This window comes from Oceanospirillum beijerinckii DSM 7166, from assembly GCF_000422425.1.
Taxonomy (GTDB): Bacteria; Pseudomonadota; Gammaproteobacteria; order Pseudomonadales; family Halomonadaceae; genus Oceanospirillum; species Oceanospirillum beijerinckii.
The window spans coordinates 19,700-36,174 of the sequence record NZ_KE383833.1 but is presented as its reverse complement, the minus strand read 5'-3'; the positions used below and the strand labels follow the sequence as shown (position 1 = coordinate 36,174).

The window sequence follows — 16,475 nt, the reverse complement described above, 5'->3', positions numbered from 1 at the left end:
AGCGAGGGTACGTACTATGTTTACGGCCTACCAGAGACAGTTATCTTTTCTGCTGATGATTTTTATCCTATCAGGCTTGGCATTTTTTACCTCTGCACTTGAGTGGCAGGGCAATAAAACACTCCATACCCTAATGGAAGTGATAGCCACCCTGGTTGCGGCATTTGTGGGTATACTCTGTTTTTTGCATTACTTTGCCCATGAATCCAATAAGCTGTTTTTTATTATTGGTATAGGTTTTATGGGAACCGCCGCATTGGACTTTTACCATGCGTTGGTTACCTCTGAGTTCTTTGATCTGTTGTTCCCCAGTCCACCGCCCTCTCTAATTCCCTGGAGCTGGGTGGCATCACGATTTTTCTTAGGGGTTTCTTTTCTGGTTGCGGCATTTGCGATATTGCCCCGTTATGAACATAGAATCAGCAATAATAAAATTATTCTGTTCAGCAGCTCGTTTGCTATTTTATCTTTCCTGTTTTTTGCCTTTTACCCCCTGCCCCGAGCCTATTATCCAGAGCTTATTATCAGTCGCCCTGAGGAACTTATTCCTGCGCTTATGATGGCGATTGCCGGCGGTATGTTTTACATGCGGGGGGGATGGAAAGAGGATGATTTTGAATATTGGTTGCTACTGACCATTATTGTCAGCTTAACCTGCCAATTAATGTTTATGCCTTTCTCTACTCAGTTATTTGATAACCCTTTCAATATGGCTCATATGCTAAAAGCTTTTGCTTATATGCTGATGAGTGTAGGGCTATTTCTAAGTATTTACCGCTTGTTTGTCAGTGAAAGGCGCCTTAGGCAAAGATTGGAACGTAGCTTGGATAAAACGACCGCCGCGACTCAGGCTAAGTCTGGTTTCCTGGCTGCAATGAGTCATGAAATTCGTACGCCACTGAATGGTATTGTCGCAACAATAGACTTGCTGCGGCGGGACCTTCAGCAAAGTGAGCATCGAGATTTACTGGAGACTGCAGACAGCTCGGCCAGGATGCTACAGGTCATTATCGATGATGTACTGGACTTTTCGAAGATTGAGTCCGGTAAATTGGAGCTGGATAAGACGGATATCTCTCTGGAAGAAACGATTTTTCAGGTCGTGGATAATCTGTCTGGACAGGCGGATAAAATGCGGGTGCGTTTAAGAGTCAATTGCCCGCCTGCCCTGCCTGTAGTATCTGCTGATGGCGTACGCATTAAGCAGATTTTGTACAACCTGATGGGGAATGCGATTAAGTTCTCCCAGAATCTGCCTGACCGGCAAGGGGCCGTTGTACTGGATATAGAGATGAAGGCCCGGGATGAAAGCGGTGGCGTATTAACGTTTGTGGTTAGAGACAATGGAATTGGTATTTCTGACAAGCTTAAAGCCCGCTTATTTCAGCCGTTTGAACAAGGAGATGATCAGATCTCACAGCGATTTGGTGGTACAGGGTTAGGTTTGCTACTGACTAAATGCTTGGTAGATATGATGTCCGGAGAGCTGGATGTATTAAGTTTTCCTGGTGAAGGTTCTTCATTTTCGGTGTCATTACCCCTTGAATATGGGGCTCAGGGCGAGAGTCAGAAGGAGGCCGATCTGTCTGATGTTTTTGTCATTATCTGCGCTGGAGAGGGGTTGCTGACTGAATCTCTTGTACGTTACTTAAAATATGGCAATGTGCCTTTTTTTGTTCTCCACTCTGCTGATGCTACGCTGGCATTACAAGCCGCAGGTCAGCGTCACAGCTCTCGTTTGATTATTCTGAACTGTTATGCCGACTTTTCCGTGACACCTGAAAGGCTCGAATGTTGTCTGCCGACCACATTGACAGGCAGTAATATTCATTTTGTAACCTTTTCAGCAGAATTTTCTGCCCAGGATGAACATTATCTTGAGATTCAGCGTGATGGCCGGGTCATTATGCATCCGTCCACTCTTTCGTATCATCGTTTAATGACGACCTTAAATGACCTGGCCTGCAAAACGCTAAAAGAGCCCGTTACTTTTTCTATGGCCGACAGGCCGGAGCTGTCTGTGACGATTGAGCAGGCAGTTGCTCACCGTCGGATGGCTTTATTGGTTGATGATAACTCAACGAATCAGAAGGTGATCAGTCAACAACTATTGAGACTGGGTTTTCTGACCGATTTGGCCCAGGATGGCAAACAGGGACTGGATATGTGGCGGCGTAATCAGTACAACTTGATATTGACCGACTGCCATATGCCTGAAATGGATGGCTATGAACTTTCCCGCTGTATTCGCAAGGAAGAGCTTGAGCAAGGGCAGAGAAGAGTTGCCATTATTGCGATTACAGCAGATGCACTAAAAGGCACCAAAGAAAAATGCCATGCAGCGGGTATGGATGCTTATCTGGCCAAGCCTTTCTCACTGAAAGAGCTCAGTCAGTGCCTGGAACCCTTTTTACTTGAATGGGAGGCGCATACGGACCAAGACGGGCTAGCGCTGGAAACTGATGTTGTGGTCGGCTGGGATAAACGGGTTTTGATCTCTATGATAGGTTCAGATGATCCTTCCGTGCTAAGTCAATTTTATCGTGAGTTTATCGCCAGTAGCCGATCTATTATTGAACACCTTTATCAGCATACTCAGGATAGTAGCCAGAGCGAAGGCTTGTCGGCACGTATGCAGAAACTGCACACCGCATCCGATATGGTAGGCGCGATTCATCTGAAGGCTTATTGTGCCAAAGTGATTGAGCTGCTGGCTAAAGGTACCAACATCCAAGAGCTGGTTGCAGGGTTGAATGCCTGTATTCACTCTCATCATAGCCTTGTGCATTCTATTGAGGAGTATTGTCATGAGCTGGATCAGCTTTCCCGCAATAAATCACGCTAGCGAAGAGGGCTTATCATAAGCTTTACAGGTTTCTCTGTTGCCAGAGCACTGATATTGACCGTTAAGCCTGATATATTGACGGGCTAACAGTCAGTATCAAAGTGAATACTATCGTGCATGAGAAAGAAGGTGTCATTAAGTATCGGCTGGATTTTACTTCAGCTGGAGCTGTGGACGAGAGCGCTTTAACGGCCTTGCAGCAGTGGCGGTTAACACTGTATCAGTTGGGCCTGATAGGCCAGGACCCAGAACGTTACGGTGGTTTGGGTTATGGTAATATCAGTCAGGCTGTGTCCTCAACTTCAACCCGTCAATCGATAGATGACCTGCCAGAGCGGTCTTGGTCTGAGGTGGATAGCATTTCTGCCGATGCCGTTCAGACTGCACGAGGCTTTATTATCAGTGGAACTCAGACGGGTGAGTTGTCGGAGTTAACACCGGAACACTATGCGCTGGTTAAACTGTGTGACCCTATCGAAAATCATATTATTGCTCAGGGACCGATCAAACCTTCCTCCGAGGCGCTGACCCATGGTGCCATCTATGCTCTATCGCCAGAAATTCAAGCGGTAATTCATGTTCATAGCCCGGAAATTTGGTCGTTACGGGACAGATTATTAATGCCTGTAACGCCGATGGATATTCCGTATGGCACACCCGGGATGGCTCAGGCGGTGCAGCAGCTATGGCAGAGTGGTCAACTGAAATCAGCTCCTGTACTGGCAATGGGGGGGCATGAAGATGGCATTATCAGCTTTGGTCGCAATATGGCTGAAGCGGGTATGGCGATGCTGAATGTCTTTCAGTGGGCCAGAGCGCTGCAACTGGCAGATGATGCTGAAGCAGGTAAGGTCGAGCTGTCCCACGGTTTTTAATGGTTTCGGTATAACCTTCTGTGAGGGGAAAAATAGTTGTCGGGGAATGAATGGTTGTGAGGGGAAACTAGTGGAGCTATGGATCGGTCTGACCGTAATGGCAGCCTTGATGCAATCGATCAGAACTGCAGGGCAGAAGCAATTGGCTCATGGTTTGTCCTCTGCTGGCGCTGCGGTAGTGCGCTATCTGTATGGTTTACCATTTGTTGCCCTGTATCTATTCTGGTTGGTGTATTGGCAATCCGGTGCACCAGGTGTGTTACCTGAAGGCAATACGCGTTTTTATCTGTTTGCATTGTTGGCGAGTATTGCTCAGTTGATCGCCACGGCTTTAATGGTATGGCTGTTTCGTTTTCGTAACTTTGCTATCGGCAGCATGTACGTTAAAACCGAAGCGCTGATGGCGGCATTATTGGGTGTCGTATTGTTTTCTGAAACCCTGTCTATAATCGGCTGGTTCAGTATTTTATTGGGTGCCTTGGGAATTGTATTGATCAGTAGTCGGGCAGGCTTGGTTGCTGCAGATAGCCATACTCAATCGATAGGGCAAAAACTGAGTCAGCTGCTGTTTAACCCTGCTGCCGGTGTTGGTTTGTTGGCTGGTGGTTTATTTGCGCTGACTTCGCTGTTTCTACGCCAGGCCAGTCTAACCCTGGAATCTGACTTTCAGCTCAGTGCCGCTTTTACCCTGGCGGTTATGGTGCTGATGCAAACTTTGACTGGTGTCGTATATCTGGCATTGCGTTCTGATCAGGATTGGCGTGCTATGGCACTTCAGCATCGCACCTGTTTTTTTGTTGGTCTGACCAGTGTTTTAGGTTCTGTCGGTTGGTTTACCGCAATGACTTTACAGCCAGTGGCTTATGTAAAAGCGGTGGGCCAGATTGAGTTTATCTTTACCCTGGCTATCGCCGTACTCTTCTTCCGTGAACGTTTAACGGCAAGAGAGATTCTAGGCATGTTGGTGATCATTGCTGGTGTTCTATTACTGCTGCTGGCAGGGCATTAGACAGAGAGTAAACCACTGACTCGATCGGAGTCAGTGGTCTAATACAGATCCAGGTAAGCTGTTGTCGGTTGGAAAAGCCGTAGGCGCCTTCCGACAATAGCTGAGTATCAGTGTCGGATGGCGCTTTGCTTATCCAACCTGCTCGATATCAAGAAACTTATCGGGAATGGTATAAGAGCGTTATCCTGTGTTGTGGTAAGGACCGTTTAGTTACAACAGCCCGCCTCAGCTTTAGGCGCTAATTGCTGTTTGGCATAACGGATAATCATCAGGGCTAACAGCGCTGCACTCAGGTACATCAACCATTCTGGCAACAGGTGCTGACTTGCCGCCAGCTGTGCCTGAATATCAATCTCCAGTGCTCCCACCAACCCGTTGGTAATAAAACCTGCAATAAAGGCAACACCTAATACCCCCGCCAGATAGGAGATGACTGCGTTTCTGCCTAGCTCTCGGTTAACTACTCCGATTGTCGCCATATTGGTGGCCGGTCCTGCCAGCAGGAAAACCAGTACCGCACCGGGGGATATACCTGCCATAAGCAAGCTAGCTGCAATGGGTGTTGAAGCCGTGGCACAGATATACATAGGAATACCGACCAACGCCATTACTAGCATGGCAATAAAACCGCCGCCCCAACGGGTGAGAAAGTCTTCAGGTAGCCAGGTCAGGGTTGCCGCAGCCAATACTAAGCCGACCAGTAACCAACCTGCCATATCGTTAAAAATATCAACAAAGGCGTATTTCTGGCCCGAAATAAACTTTTCTACAAGACTATTATTGCTGTCTGAGTTTTCCTGTTTGCTTGAACAGCAGTTATCAATTGCTTTGGACTCTGTTTTATTTTGACTGGAACAACAGCTGCTCTTAGTTTTATTTTGTGAGTGAGACGCTTCTGATTTCGTGTTGCTACAACAGCTATCTGTTAGCGTATTTTCCGTTTCTATAGATGACGATTCTTTTTCAGTGACTGATTGTTCTGATTTGTTTTGTTCAGGTAAGGCAATGGTCAGCAGGCCGGCACTGATCGCACTCATAACCGCTGCAACGGGGCGAACAATGGCCATAAAAGGCCCTAATAAGGCATAAGAGACTGCAATGGAGTCGACACCAGTTTCAGGTGTTGAAACCAGAAATGATACGGTTGAGCTGCGTGATGCGCCACTGCGTCTTAAGCTAATTGCAGCAGGGATCACGCTACAGGAACACAATGGTAAAGGTGCGCCAAAAACGGCAGCCTTGATATTGGATGTCAGGTTATCCTGGCCCAGGTGTCTGGCCAGCGCCTGTGTGGGGACAAAACTATGGATCAGTCCTGCAACTACTAAACCACCGATCAGCCAGGGGGCGGCATCCAAAAAAATATCAAAAAAGTGTGCTAAAAAGTTCATGTTTAATACTCGGTGCTTGCTGTGATTCCAGTATTTCCGGCAAGGTGTGGAGCCCTGATTTTAAATGGTGACTGGCTTTAATCCGTACGTTTTTAAATAATTGGAGGTTTCTAAATCATTGCTATCCGTTTAGTGGTGCTCTTGTCGTTTTTCACCTTCTGCCAGTGCGGTCAAAATAGTGCAATGGGTTGCGGGTTTTTCTCCACCGCAACAGGCATCAGTGATCTGCTGCAGTGCATTGCGCATATGTTGCAGCTCCAGCAGCTTGTTTTCGATCTCTTGCAGTTTGGCTTCGGCAAAGCTTTTTACCGATTCACAGGTTTCCTGCTCCCGATTCACTTCCAAAGCCAATAGGTCTGCAATATCTTTCAGGGAAAAGCCCACCGCTTTAGCTCGTAGAATAAACGACACCTGCTTTAGGGTTTGCTGATCATATAAGCGGTAGCCAGACTCACTGCGGTGCGGTGTTTGCAGCAAGCGCTGTTTCTCATAAAAACGCAGGGTTTCAACGGATACACCGGTTTTTTTCGCTAACTCACCAATACGTAGATAAGCGGCCATTTCTCTTCTCCAGGATATGTTCAGCAATGATGCTCAGCTCAAGCAAAGCGTTGTTGCAAGATGCTTTGGTTTTGTTGCTTAAGGTTATGTTAAACCCTGAAGTTAAGTTTAGGGTCAAGGGTGAAATAAAGAAAAGTTATTCCGTTTTGCCATAACAGCGATGTCATGGTGCAGTGGGGGATCTGAAGATGTTTTATGTTAACCTAAGCTGAAATAAGGGCAACCTAAGGGACAGATAGGCACTTTAAGCCTGCCTGGGATGTAAGACAGAAACAGAGGTGATTGATGAAACTTCGTTTATTAGCAAGTGTGCTGGCCGTTTCGGCGACTCTGACCCATATGCCTGCTCAAGCCGCTGGTGCGTATAGCATGGGTCGTGATACCGCTCCACGCATTAACATCTATCAGGATTCCTACTCTTACGCAGGTATCGATATGATGAACTGGAACTTTAATAACTCTGATAATACGATTAAAGGTTCTGATCGCGGCACGCGTTTTACCTTTGGTCAGCGTTTTGATGAGTTTGTATCCGCTGAGGTTCAGTTTGGGCTTGGTGGCAATGATAAGGCTGCTACAGGTGGACCTGTCAAGATGAAGCATACCCTGGGTCTCTTTATCAGGGGGATGTTGCCAATGAATCGCCTGCAACTGAAAGGTCTGGTGGGGTATACCGCTTCTCAGTTTGATATCGCTGCAGTGGGTGAAAGTTACTCCAGTGTGTCTTTTGGTTTGGGGGCCGAATTAAACGTATGGCGTGATGTCTATGCCAATGCCGACTATATCAAGTATGTCTCCACTTCAAACTTTGACATGGACTCGGTCAATGTCGGTGTGGGTTTTCGTTTCTAATTTTTAGCACTCTCACTGTTAGCTCATTCGCTAGACGCTCAATCCAGTCCTGCTACATCCAGGCGCGGCATCCCTGGGTGTAGCTGGTGCCAAGGCAGTGGCATATAGTGTGGCCACTGATCTGGCACGATAAAATAGCGCTTGATATGCTCTGCTTGATATTCGTTCGACCAGTCACAAGCCGCTCTATCTGACCAAGTACCAGTTTCTGCTGCCTTGCTCCCACAAATCACCTCTGCCTGCTTTTTATCTGATATTTCCACTATATAGACAGGGCCGCGTGTGAGCTCCTGTTGGATTATGCTTGTCATACTGCGTTTATCCTGCCATTTGGGTGCGTAGGGTAGTGCAAGCCAATGGGGTTTTTTCAGAATGAGCCAGCCACTGCTATTCTCGGCATGCTCTAACCAGTGTGATACGGTACACCAGTGGCCACGGGCATGAGCGGCTTCGGTTTGACTTGGGGCTGGTAAACTCAGATTTTGATTGTTTGCCAAAGGATAGAACAAGACACCACGGGTCAGACTGGCGCTGTTCAGGGGAATCGTATCGTCCAGATCATATTGCTGACGTAGCTGAGTCAGCAGGGCTTGAGATTCTGGACGTTGGCTAAGTATCAATTGCTGATATCTCAACTTATGCCATTTATGATCCAGGCTGTCGCGGCAACCCGGACCTAGCCAGTGTGTCCAACATTCAGGTGCTCCCCAGGCTTGTTCCAGGCCCAGGTAGTATTTAATAGCCAGCTCCAGGTGCCAGATTTGCTGATCTCTGTGATCAAGCAGGAGCAGATCAAACTCGCCTACTGTTCTTTTTTTGTCATAGACTATCTGGTTATGGCTGAGTACCTGAAGATCTGAATGGTGACAGAGGTAAAATTGCCAGAGTTTCTCTACGTAATGCCCCAGACGTTGAGGCTTATCTACACCAACAAAGTGCTCTAATAGACCAGAGTCTTGCTCCAGTTGTACCAAGGTATCCCTGTGAAGATTGGGTATTTGCCACTGTTCTACAGTACAATGGCATAACGCTGGACTGGTTAATAACCAAATAAGATCTCTAACGGTCTGATTTTGAAATTCATGGGTATTTAACATAGTTAGGCTTTATTTAGATGATAGATTTTGAGGCGTAACTTGTTTTGACCAGACAAGCGCTTACAAAGCTGCCTTTTGGCTTATTTTCTGCCTTTTGGCTTATTTATCGTATGCTGGGCCTTTGGATCTTTGATTAGATAGGTCCGTGGTTAGGTTAGATAGGCCCGTGGTTAGGTTAGATAGGTCCGTGGTTAGGTTAGATAGGTCCGTGGTTAGACAGGTGCCTAGGCAACAAAACTAATTTGTCCCTATTCTCCTGTATTTGGCGATTAAAACCTAGATTAAAACCAAGAGTAGAGACTGAGAGGCGCTGAATGGTCAGGTGTATAGTTCATCAACCTCTGAGTGGATACCATACATACTGAGATAAACGATTACTCCAATCATTGCTGTGTATACTCAGTATGCACCAGCCTGAGGCTGAGGCATTTGGGGATTTTCCAGAGAAATGTTTGTTTCAGTGTTTGATAAACCGGTAAGCGTAGAGCCACTGACAGGATCTAATTGGATCTTTCTGGATACGATTTAATCTGCAGTAGCTGTCGCTATCTGACTCACAACGAATATAAAGACGACAGATGGAACAATTTAAGAATATTGGCCTGATCGGGCGCCTGGGCAGTACCAAAGTAGTGGACACCATGAAGCGCTTGATTCGCTATCTGCAAGAGCGAAACCTGCATATTATCCTTGAGGACCAGATCGGTGAAGTAATGCCGGGGCATGGCTTGCAGGAAGCGAACCGTAAGCTGATTGGTGAGATCAGTGATCTGGTGATAGTTGTGGGTGGTGATGGCAGCCTGTTGGGAGCGGCACGCGCCATTGCTAAATACAAAACTCCGGTACTGGGTGTCAACCGTGGCCGTTTAGGCTTTCTGACCGATATTTCGCCGGATGAGTTGGAAACCAAAGTGGGCGAAGTACTGGATGGTAAGTACATCAGCGAAGAGCGCTTTATGCTGGACGCTGAGGTTTACCGTAATGGTGAGCCTGTGGGGAATGCGGTCGGCCTGAACGATGTCGTACTGCACCCAGGTAAGTCCGCGCGTATGATCGAGTTTGATCTTTACATCGAAGGTCAGTACGTCTACAACCAGCGTTCCGATGGTCTGATTGTTTCTACTCCAACGGGTTCTACCGCTTATTCTCTGTCAGGTGGTGGCCCTATTATGCATCCTAAACTGGATGCTATCGTTCTGGTGCCGATGTTTCCGCACACTTTAAGTAGTCGTCCGATTGTGGTGGATGGCAACAGTGAGGTGAAGATCATCATTTCCGAAGATAATGATGCTTATCCCCATGTCAGCTGTGATGGTCAAACACACCTGGTGACAAAGCCCGGTGATGTCCTATATGTCAAAAAACGCCCTTACAAATTGCGTTTAATTCATCCGGTAGATCACAATTTCTACGAGATCTGCCGTACTAAGTTAGGTTGGAGTAGTAGTTTTGTCGACTGATGCTGATAGATCTCAGGTCATACCGGAGGCTACTGGTTATGACCTGATTGGAGATGTGCACGGTTGTGCTCATACCCTTGAACGTCTGTTAACCTTGATGGATTACCGTTGTATTGATGGTGTCTGGCAGCACCTGGAACGCAAGGTGATCTTTCTGGGGGATATCGTGGATCGTGGCCCCAGGATTCGTGAAGCCTTACAGATTGTATACAACATGGTGCAAAGTAATCAGGCAGCGATGATTATGGGCAACCATGAGCATAATAACCTGACCTATTGCACCAAAGCACCGGAAGGGTTTGGTAGTGAGCATCTACGTACTCACACCGAGCGCCATAATCGCCTGATTAAAGAAACTCTGGAGCAGTTTGAAGACTACCCGCAAGAGTGGGAGATGTATTTGGAGTGGTTCAAGTCTCTGCCTCTTTATCTGGAGCATGAACAGTTTCGGGTGGTCCATGCCTGTTGGCAACACGACCTGATTGAAGGGCTGACTCAGCGTACAGGTACGGCTCTGCTGGACGAATCTCTGTTGATCGAATCAGTACAGCGTGAAACCTTTGGTTTCTCTTTGATGGAGAAGCTGACCCGGGGCACCCATATGAATCTGCCAGAGGGTATCGAGATCCATAGTGGTGATGGTTTTACCCGCCGTACTTTCAGAACACACTTCTGGGCCAAAGATCCGGAAACCTATGGCGATGTGGTATTCCAACCAGATAATCTGCCTGGGTCTCTGGAGGACCGTGCGTTGACCGAGCTGGAAAAATCTCAGCTGCATTACTACGGCAGAGATGAGCGGCCGTTGTTCATTGGCCACTACTGGTGTGAGGGCGTGCCTGCCCTGGTGACGCCAAATATTGCTTGTCTGGATTATAGTGCGGTGAAGTATGGCAAGTTGGTGAGTTATCGCTTTAGTGGTGAGTCGCAGTTGGATGCCAATAACTTTGTTTGGGTTTCTGTGGAGCGGGATGAAAGTTAATTCTGTGATTGGAGTCCTTCTGGTAATGGGCAAGGAATTGTCTCAAGGGGAAGCATGTTGTGAGTGGATAAATAACACTGAAAAAATGACCTGAAACACTTGGTTTTAAGTGATTTGGACATTTTTTTGTGAAGTTTTGTCAAAAGGGCTTGGAACTTTGCTAAATGACCGCATACTAAGTATATGGTTATCCCAAAACCAGAACACCGAGTAACAGGATGTTCCTCCAGCGAGTTGATCCGGCAGCACCTCCCAAGGCTGCCGGATTTTTAGTTTCTGGGAGATGAAAATCTCAACTGACCTGATGGCCGCTGGTTAACTTTTGCGGTGATATCCTTTATCAGCCACTAAGCTAAACATTGAATTTCCTCGTATAATACCAAACTAGATAAGTTGCTGTAGGTCGGAAAAGCCGCAAGGCGCCTTTCGACAATTATCCCGTATCGGAGTCAGAGTCGGATGGCGCTTCGCTTATCCAACCTACTCTGATATCAAGAAACTTATCGGGAATGGTATAAGCGTACTGTCCGTCGATTCTCAGGTTGAGGCAAAACAGGTTTAGGGCTGTTCAGATTTTTAGTACCCGTTAAGGACACTTAACCTCATGATTAAAGTGTTAGATGTACCCGTAGAGCAGGATCTTTCTGAGCTCAGTCGAGAGCTTTGGGCCAGAAGTATTGGTCACCAGATTCGACATAAAGGCGATTATCAGGAGATCTGGCTGGCAGATCCTGCTTACTTCCCGGAACTGTTGCAGATGATTCGTGATTGGCAGCAGGGTAATCTGGCCAATACTCAGGTGGTGGTTAATCGTCGAAGTATGTTGGATCGTGTCGGTTATGGTTTAAGAGCTTGGCCGCTGACCATTGTCTTATTGTTGGTCAGCGCTCTGGTTACCGCAGGAATATTTTTGGAAACCAGTGGTGCTATTTTCAGCACTATGACCTTTGTCCCCGTCGGTATGCAAAATCAGCAGTTGATACACGGTTCTTTACAACAGGTACTGGAGTCTGGGGAGCTATGGCGTTTTATCAGTCCCATGTTTTTGCACTTTGGCATTCTGCATCTGGCCTTTAACAGTCTCTGGGTGTGGGAGCTGGGGCGAATGATTGAAGAACATCAGAAAAGCAGAGGATTACTGCTGGTGGTGGTCATCAGTGGTTTGGCTGCTAACTTCGCCCAGTATATGGTCGGTGATGTACTGTTTGGCGGTTTGTCCGGTGTGGTCTATGCCTTGTTAGGGTACTGCTGGTTCTGGGACAAGTTTGCCCGTGTGCCCCGTTTTCATGTACGTAAAGCGGTCTTTATCGCTTTGATGATCTGGTTGGTATTCTGTCTGGTCGGCGGTGCTGGTGTACTGGGGTTAGGCAATATTGCCAATGCCGCTCATATTGGTGGTTTGATCGCCGGTACTTTACTGGCCTGGTTGCGTATCCAACTGGTGGGTGAAGGGGCTCCGCCTGGGCGGATTGTCTGAACAAAAAATCGATTCACTGCGTTAACATCCCTCAGGGATGGTCTAAAAGTAGGCGTTGGGTAAATGGTTTGAAATCATTATAATCCTACGCCTGCTATCAGGTATTCAGGTCGTACGGCCTATTTCTATGACTGGAGGTTCCATGACCCTGCAAGATCTAATTCAGAATATGACACCGGACATTTACGCTAACCTACGCCAGGCTGTAGAGCTGAGAAAATGGCCAAACGGTGTAAAGCTGACCGAAGAACAGGTTGAGATCTGCATGGAAGCGGTGATTCGTTACGAGTTCCAGCATGACCTGCCAGCCCAGGATCGCGTGGGCTTTATGGAAGATCAGTGTGAAAGCGATAAAGATCACGCGGATATCATCAAGATTATGCACTGATCAATACACACTTACACAACAGTGTTGCTATATTTTTTGGTCAATGGCTGAAGCATGAAGCCATTCGCTAAAGAGAAACTTTTGTGTAAGTGCTTAACAACGATTAGTGGTGTGCAGCTTGTACTGCTAACACCTAAAACGTGATTTAAGGCTTGTCTATAATAAGGGCTTCCACTGTGTATGGATGCCCACTGCCTCTCTGAGCTATTTTCTAAGGTATGACCATGACCGTGTATTCCGGGCATCTGTATAAGATGCACACTCAGGACGATCAACCTGTGCGCTACCAACTGGAACTGGGTGATCAGATGATCACGATGAACGATCTGTTGGGCAAAAAGATTCGTCTGAACTTTAGCGGTACGATCAATTGCAGCCATTGTGGCCGCAAAACGAAAAAGAGTTACTCTCAGGGTTACTGTTATCCCTGTTTCACCAAGCTGGCCCGCTGCGATACCTGCATTATGAGTCCGGAAAAGTGTCACTTCCATGCCGGCACTTGTCGTGAGCCAGAGTGGGGGGAGCAGTTCTGTTTTCAGGATCACATCGTCTATCTGGCCAACTCTTCCGGTTTGAAAGTGGGGATCACCCGTGAGACACAGATCCCTACCCGTTGGATGGATCAGGGCGCGATGACCGCATTACCGATTCTGCGAGTGAAAACCCGTCTGCAATCCGGTCTGGTGGAAGATGCTATTCGTAAACACACCTCAGATCGAACCAACTGGCGCAATATGCTGAAAGGTGTATACGAGGAGATCGACCTGCTGGCAGAGCGCGATCGCCTGTTAGCGCTGTGTGCCGATGATCTGCAAAAGCTGCAGGAAGAACACGGTGTTGATGCGATTTACACCTTGCCGGATGCTCAGCCTTTTGTCTTCAGTTATCCGGTATTGGAGCACCCAACCAAGGTGAGTACTCATAATCTGGATAAAACGCCTGAGGTTGAAGGGGTGTTGAAGGGGATTAAGGGGCAGTATCTGATCCTGGATACCGGAGTGATCAATATCCGTAAATACGGTTCCTATCTGGTTGAGCTGGAAGCGTCAGAGTAGTTTTTGTTGACTGCTTTTGCTCTGCTGGCTTTTTCCTTGTCAGATAAGAGGTTAGTTTAGGTGGGAATTGTCGCCTGATAGCTATACAGGATCTGTGAGGCTATCAGGCACTCATAACCTGAGAGTACATACTGGCCCAGCGAATAAACTCCACCTGGCTGACCGGAGGGCTATAGAGATAACCCTGTGCCAGCTGACAGCGGTTTTTGATAAGCAGTTCAGCCTGATACTCCGTCTCAACCCCTTCCGCGATTACTTCCAGATCCAGGTTCTTAGCCAGGGAAAGTACTGATGTGATCAAGGCGTGATCATGGTGATCATTGGCGCTTTCCGGCATGAAACTGCGGTCAATCTTTAAGCGATCTACAGGTAGACTTTGCAGGCGGCCCAGTGAAGAGTAACCGGTACCAAAGTCATCAATTGCAATAGCGACTCCCAGAGATTGCAGTTGTGAAAGAATTTCGGCGACCTGTTCATTTTCCTTCATCAGAGCCGTTTCCGTGACTTCCAGTTCCAGGTATTGCGCCGCCAGTCCTGTGGTTTGCAACACCTCCAGCACATCATCACGGAAATTGCTTCTTAACAGCTGAACCATGGAAACGTTAACACAGACTCGTTCCAGCGGCAGTCCTGCTGCTTGCCAAGCGAGGAAATCTAAACAAGCTTGTTCCAGAATCTGTTTGCCCAATGGAATAATCAAACCGGTCGATTCGGCAGCAGGGATAAACTGATCTGGGCCTATTCGTTTACCATCCGGGTGCTGCCAGCGTACCAGAGCTTCAGCACTGGCAATCATGCCGGTTTCAAGGTTGATCTGGGGTTGATAAAAGACGACAAACTCTTGAGGTGACTCTGTGATTGCACGACGCAGATCAATCTCAACTTCCATCTTTTGTACGGCATTATTGGTCAGCTGGGCAGTATAAAACTGGTAATTGTTCTTGCCGGTGTCTTTGGCGCGGAACAGGGCTGTATCCGCATTTCTTAACAGAGTACTTGTGTTCTCGCCATCTTCTGGATAGCAGCATAAGCCGATACTGGCAGTAATAAACAGCTTTTGTCCTTGCAGCTCAAAAGGTTCATTAAAACTGGCCAGTAGCTTGTCGGCAAAATCCAGATTGCCTTGTATTGGCGTCATATTTCGGCCCAATACAATAAACTCATCTCCCCCCTGACGAGCCAGAATATCCTCCGGGCCTATCAGTTCGGCCAGGCGGCAGGCAACCTCCTGTACCAGTTGATCGCCAGTTTGGTGACCAAAACTGTCGTTAATTCCCTGGAAGTTATCCAGATCAACATAAGCGATACAGAAATGTTCCCGCCGTTTCTCTGCCTCAGGTATAAGAGCACTCAAGCGATCTCTCAATTGGGGCAGGTTAGGTAATTGGGTCAGATCATCTAAGCCGGTCTGTTTCAGGTTGTTAATCTCATAAAGTATCGAGACATACTTCTGTACAATCCCCTGGGTATCTTTCAGCGCGTATATTTTTTGCCAGATATGTTGCTCTTCACCTGCTGCATTTTTGTTCACAAACTCTCCCTGCCAGTGGCCGGTACGCAACAGTTGATCCCATAATGCTTGATAGAACGCTTTATCATGCTGACCCGAACTGAGCATAGCGGGAGTCTGACCAAGCATCTGTTCCGTGGAAAAGCCAGTGATACGGCAGAACGAAGGATTTACACTTAGAATACACCCCTTCGCATCGGTGATCATGTAGCCTTCGTCGGCGATATCAAATACCAAGGCAGCCTGGTCTAATTGTTGCTGGTAGCGTTGTTGCTCACTGATATCTGTAATCGCAGCGATAAAGCCTATAATCAGCCCCTGAGCATCTTTCTGTACGGTCCAGTCAAACGAAGCAGTAAAGCGCTGGCCATTTAGATCCTGTTGTCCTAGCCGTAGCTGACCACTGTTCTGCCCCTCTTTGGAGAGATTAAGCAAGGAAGATGTTAGGCGATGGACATCTTCAGGCTGAATACAAAGCTGATCTAAATGGGGTAAAGTGTTGTTAGAATCAATACAGTAAAGACGACAGGCTGCAGGGTTGACATAGCCGATCCGGCCATCAAGAGAGTATTGGACAATACTGTGCGAGATATTACTCAAAACCTGTTGTAGGTGTTTTGACTTCTGATTCAGCTGATGTTCAATATTATGCTTATGCCGCATTCCCAAATGGGTCAGGCTATAGATCAGCAAGCCGGAAATGCATACAAATGCCCAGCCTTTGTATGTTTGCAACTGCAGAATCAACTCCGGATCCTGAACCAGCTTATTCAGAAGGCGGTCAGAAAAGTAGATCCACAGCAGTGAGAACGCCATATAAATGGCGGCTACCCTAATGGACATGAAGTTGATACTTGGCTGGGGCCGGACTGGCTGATCTGACATATAGGTAATAAGATCTCTTTAAACTGCGAGTATTGTCGTTTTATTCAGATATAACATGGATAACATATGATGCTTTATAATGATAGGG

Annotated in this window: 13 protein-coding genes; 9 read left to right on the top strand and 4 right to left on the bottom strand. The window is 47.2% G+C overall.

Features of this window, described 5'->3' with window-relative positions; genetic code table 11:
• Positions 1–16 precede the first annotated feature (16 nt).
• From H579_RS0122875 to H579_RS0122865, 3 genes are all read left to right on the top strand, one after another.
• Positions 17–2,845: an ATP-binding protein gene (locus H579_RS0122875; RefSeq protein WP_028302582.1), complete on the top strand. Its 2,829-nt coding sequence runs from the start codon at positions 17–19 to the stop codon at positions 2,843–2,845.
• 113 nt (positions 2,846–2,958) lie between these two features.
• Positions 2,959–3,720 (top strand): class II aldolase/adducin family protein, encoded by a 762-nt coding sequence (locus H579_RS27295; RefSeq protein ID WP_051228266.1) that lies wholly within the window; start codon positions 2,959–2,961, stop codon positions 3,718–3,720.
• Between the two features lie 70 nt (positions 3,721–3,790).
• Positions 3,791–4,729, top strand: coding sequence for a DMT family transporter (locus H579_RS0122865; RefSeq protein ID WP_028302581.1), 939 nt, complete (start codon positions 3,791–3,793; stop codon positions 4,727–4,729).
• 206 nt (positions 4,730–4,935) lie between these two features.
• On the opposite strand, the gene H579_RS0122860 is transcribed toward H579_RS0122865, so the two are convergent.
• Positions 4,936–6,120 (bottom strand): SO_0444 family Cu/Zn efflux transporter, encoded by a 1,185-nt coding sequence (locus H579_RS0122860; protein WP_028302580.1) that lies wholly within the window; start codon positions 6,118–6,120, stop codon positions 4,936–4,938.
• A 129-nt stretch (positions 6,121–6,249) separates the two neighbouring features.
• Positions 6,250–6,681 carry a Zn(2+)-responsive transcriptional regulator gene (gene zntR / locus H579_RS0122855; RefSeq protein ID WP_028302579.1) on the bottom strand — a complete coding sequence of 144 codons (432 nt, stop codon included), beginning with the start codon at positions 6,679–6,681 and terminating at the stop codon, positions 6,250–6,252.
• 285 nt (positions 6,682–6,966) lie between these two features.
• On the opposite strand from zntR, the gene H579_RS0122845 reads away from it, so the two are divergent.
• The gene (locus H579_RS0122845) at positions 6,967–7,533 is read left to right on the top strand and encodes an outer membrane beta-barrel protein (protein WP_028302578.1); all 567 of its coding nucleotides are present in this window, start codon (positions 6,967–6,969) and stop codon (positions 7,531–7,533) included.
• A gap of 38 nt (positions 7,534–7,571) precedes the next feature.
• On the opposite strand, the gene H579_RS28315 is transcribed toward H579_RS0122845, so the two are convergent.
• Positions 7,572–8,630 (bottom strand): DUF1853 family protein, encoded by a 1,059-nt coding sequence (locus H579_RS28315; protein ID WP_084624311.1) that lies wholly within the window; start codon positions 8,628–8,630, stop codon positions 7,572–7,574.
• A 578-nt stretch (positions 8,631–9,208) separates the two neighbouring features.
• Here H579_RS28315 and H579_RS0122835 point away from each other — a divergent pair.
• The 5 genes from H579_RS0122835 (at position 9,209) to H579_RS0122815 (ending at position 13,992) form a co-directional block, all read left to right on the top strand.
• Complete coding sequence (locus H579_RS0122835; protein WP_028302577.1) at positions 9,209–10,090, top strand: NAD(+) kinase; 882 nt, start codon at positions 9,209–9,211, stop codon at positions 10,088–10,090.
• Positions 10,080–11,072, top strand: coding sequence for a metallophosphoesterase (locus tag H579_RS0122830; protein WP_245583354.1), 993 nt, complete (start codon positions 10,080–10,082; stop codon positions 11,070–11,072). The genes H579_RS0122835 and H579_RS0122830 overlap by 11 nt, the downstream gene beginning before the upstream one ends.
• A gap of 604 nt (positions 11,073–11,676) precedes the next feature.
• Complete coding sequence (locus H579_RS27285) at positions 11,677–12,549, top strand: rhomboid family intramembrane serine protease (RefSeq protein ID WP_051228262.1); 873 nt, start codon at positions 11,677–11,679, stop codon at positions 12,547–12,549.
• Positions 12,550–12,691: 142 nt separating this feature from the next.
• Positions 12,692–12,937: a YeaC family protein gene (locus H579_RS0122820; RefSeq protein WP_028302575.1), complete on the top strand. Its 246-nt coding sequence runs from the start codon at positions 12,692–12,694 to the stop codon at positions 12,935–12,937.
• A 224-nt stretch (positions 12,938–13,161) separates the two neighbouring features.
• On the top strand, positions 13,162–13,992 hold the full coding sequence (locus H579_RS0122815) for a DUF2797 domain-containing protein (protein WP_245583353.1): 831 nt from the start codon (positions 13,162–13,164) through the stop codon (positions 13,990–13,992).
• Between the two features lie 103 nt (positions 13,993–14,095).
• Here the strand turns inward: H579_RS0122815 and H579_RS27280 are convergent, their stop codons facing one another.
• Positions 14,096–16,345 carry a sensor domain-containing protein gene (locus H579_RS27280; protein WP_169449735.1) on the bottom strand — a complete coding sequence of 750 codons (2,250 nt, stop codon included), beginning with the start codon at positions 16,343–16,345 and terminating at the stop codon, positions 14,096–14,098.
• Positions 16,346–16,475: the final 130 nt, after the last annotated feature.

Bases quoted from the DNA above. Each gene is read 5' to 3' on its own strand.
- H579_RS28315 (WP_084624311.1), bottom strand. From the start codon at position 8,630: ATGTTAAATACCCATGAATTTCAAAATCAGACCGTTAGAGATCTTATT.
- H579_RS0122875 (WP_028302582.1), top strand. From the start codon at position 17: ATGTTTACGGCCTACCAGAGACAGTTATCTTTTCTGCTGATGATTTTT.
- H579_RS0122860 (WP_028302580.1), bottom strand. From the start codon at position 6,120: ATGAACTTTTTAGCACACTTTTTTGATATTTTTTTGGATGCCGCCCCC.
- H579_RS0122820 (WP_028302575.1), top strand. From the start codon at position 12,692: ATGACCCTGCAAGATCTAATTCAGAATATGACACCGGACATTTACGCT.
- H579_RS27280 (WP_169449735.1), bottom strand. From the start codon at position 16,345: ATGTCCATTAGGGTAGCCGCCATTTATATGGCGTTCTCACTGCTGTGG.
- H579_RS0122845 (WP_028302578.1), top strand. From the start codon at position 6,967: ATGAAACTTCGTTTATTAGCAAGTGTGCTGGCCGTTTCGGCGACTCTG.
- zntR (WP_028302579.1), bottom strand. From the start codon at position 6,681: ATGGCCGCTTATCTACGTATTGGTGAGTTAGCGAAAAAAACCGGTGTA.
- H579_RS0122815 (WP_245583353.1), top strand. From the start codon at position 13,162: ATGACCGTGTATTCCGGGCATCTGTATAAGATGCACACTCAGGACGAT.
- H579_RS27285 (WP_051228262.1), top strand. From the start codon at position 11,677: ATGATTAAAGTGTTAGATGTACCCGTAGAGCAGGATCTTTCTGAGCTC.
- H579_RS0122835 (WP_028302577.1), top strand. From the start codon at position 9,209: ATGGAACAATTTAAGAATATTGGCCTGATCGGGCGCCTGGGCAGTACC.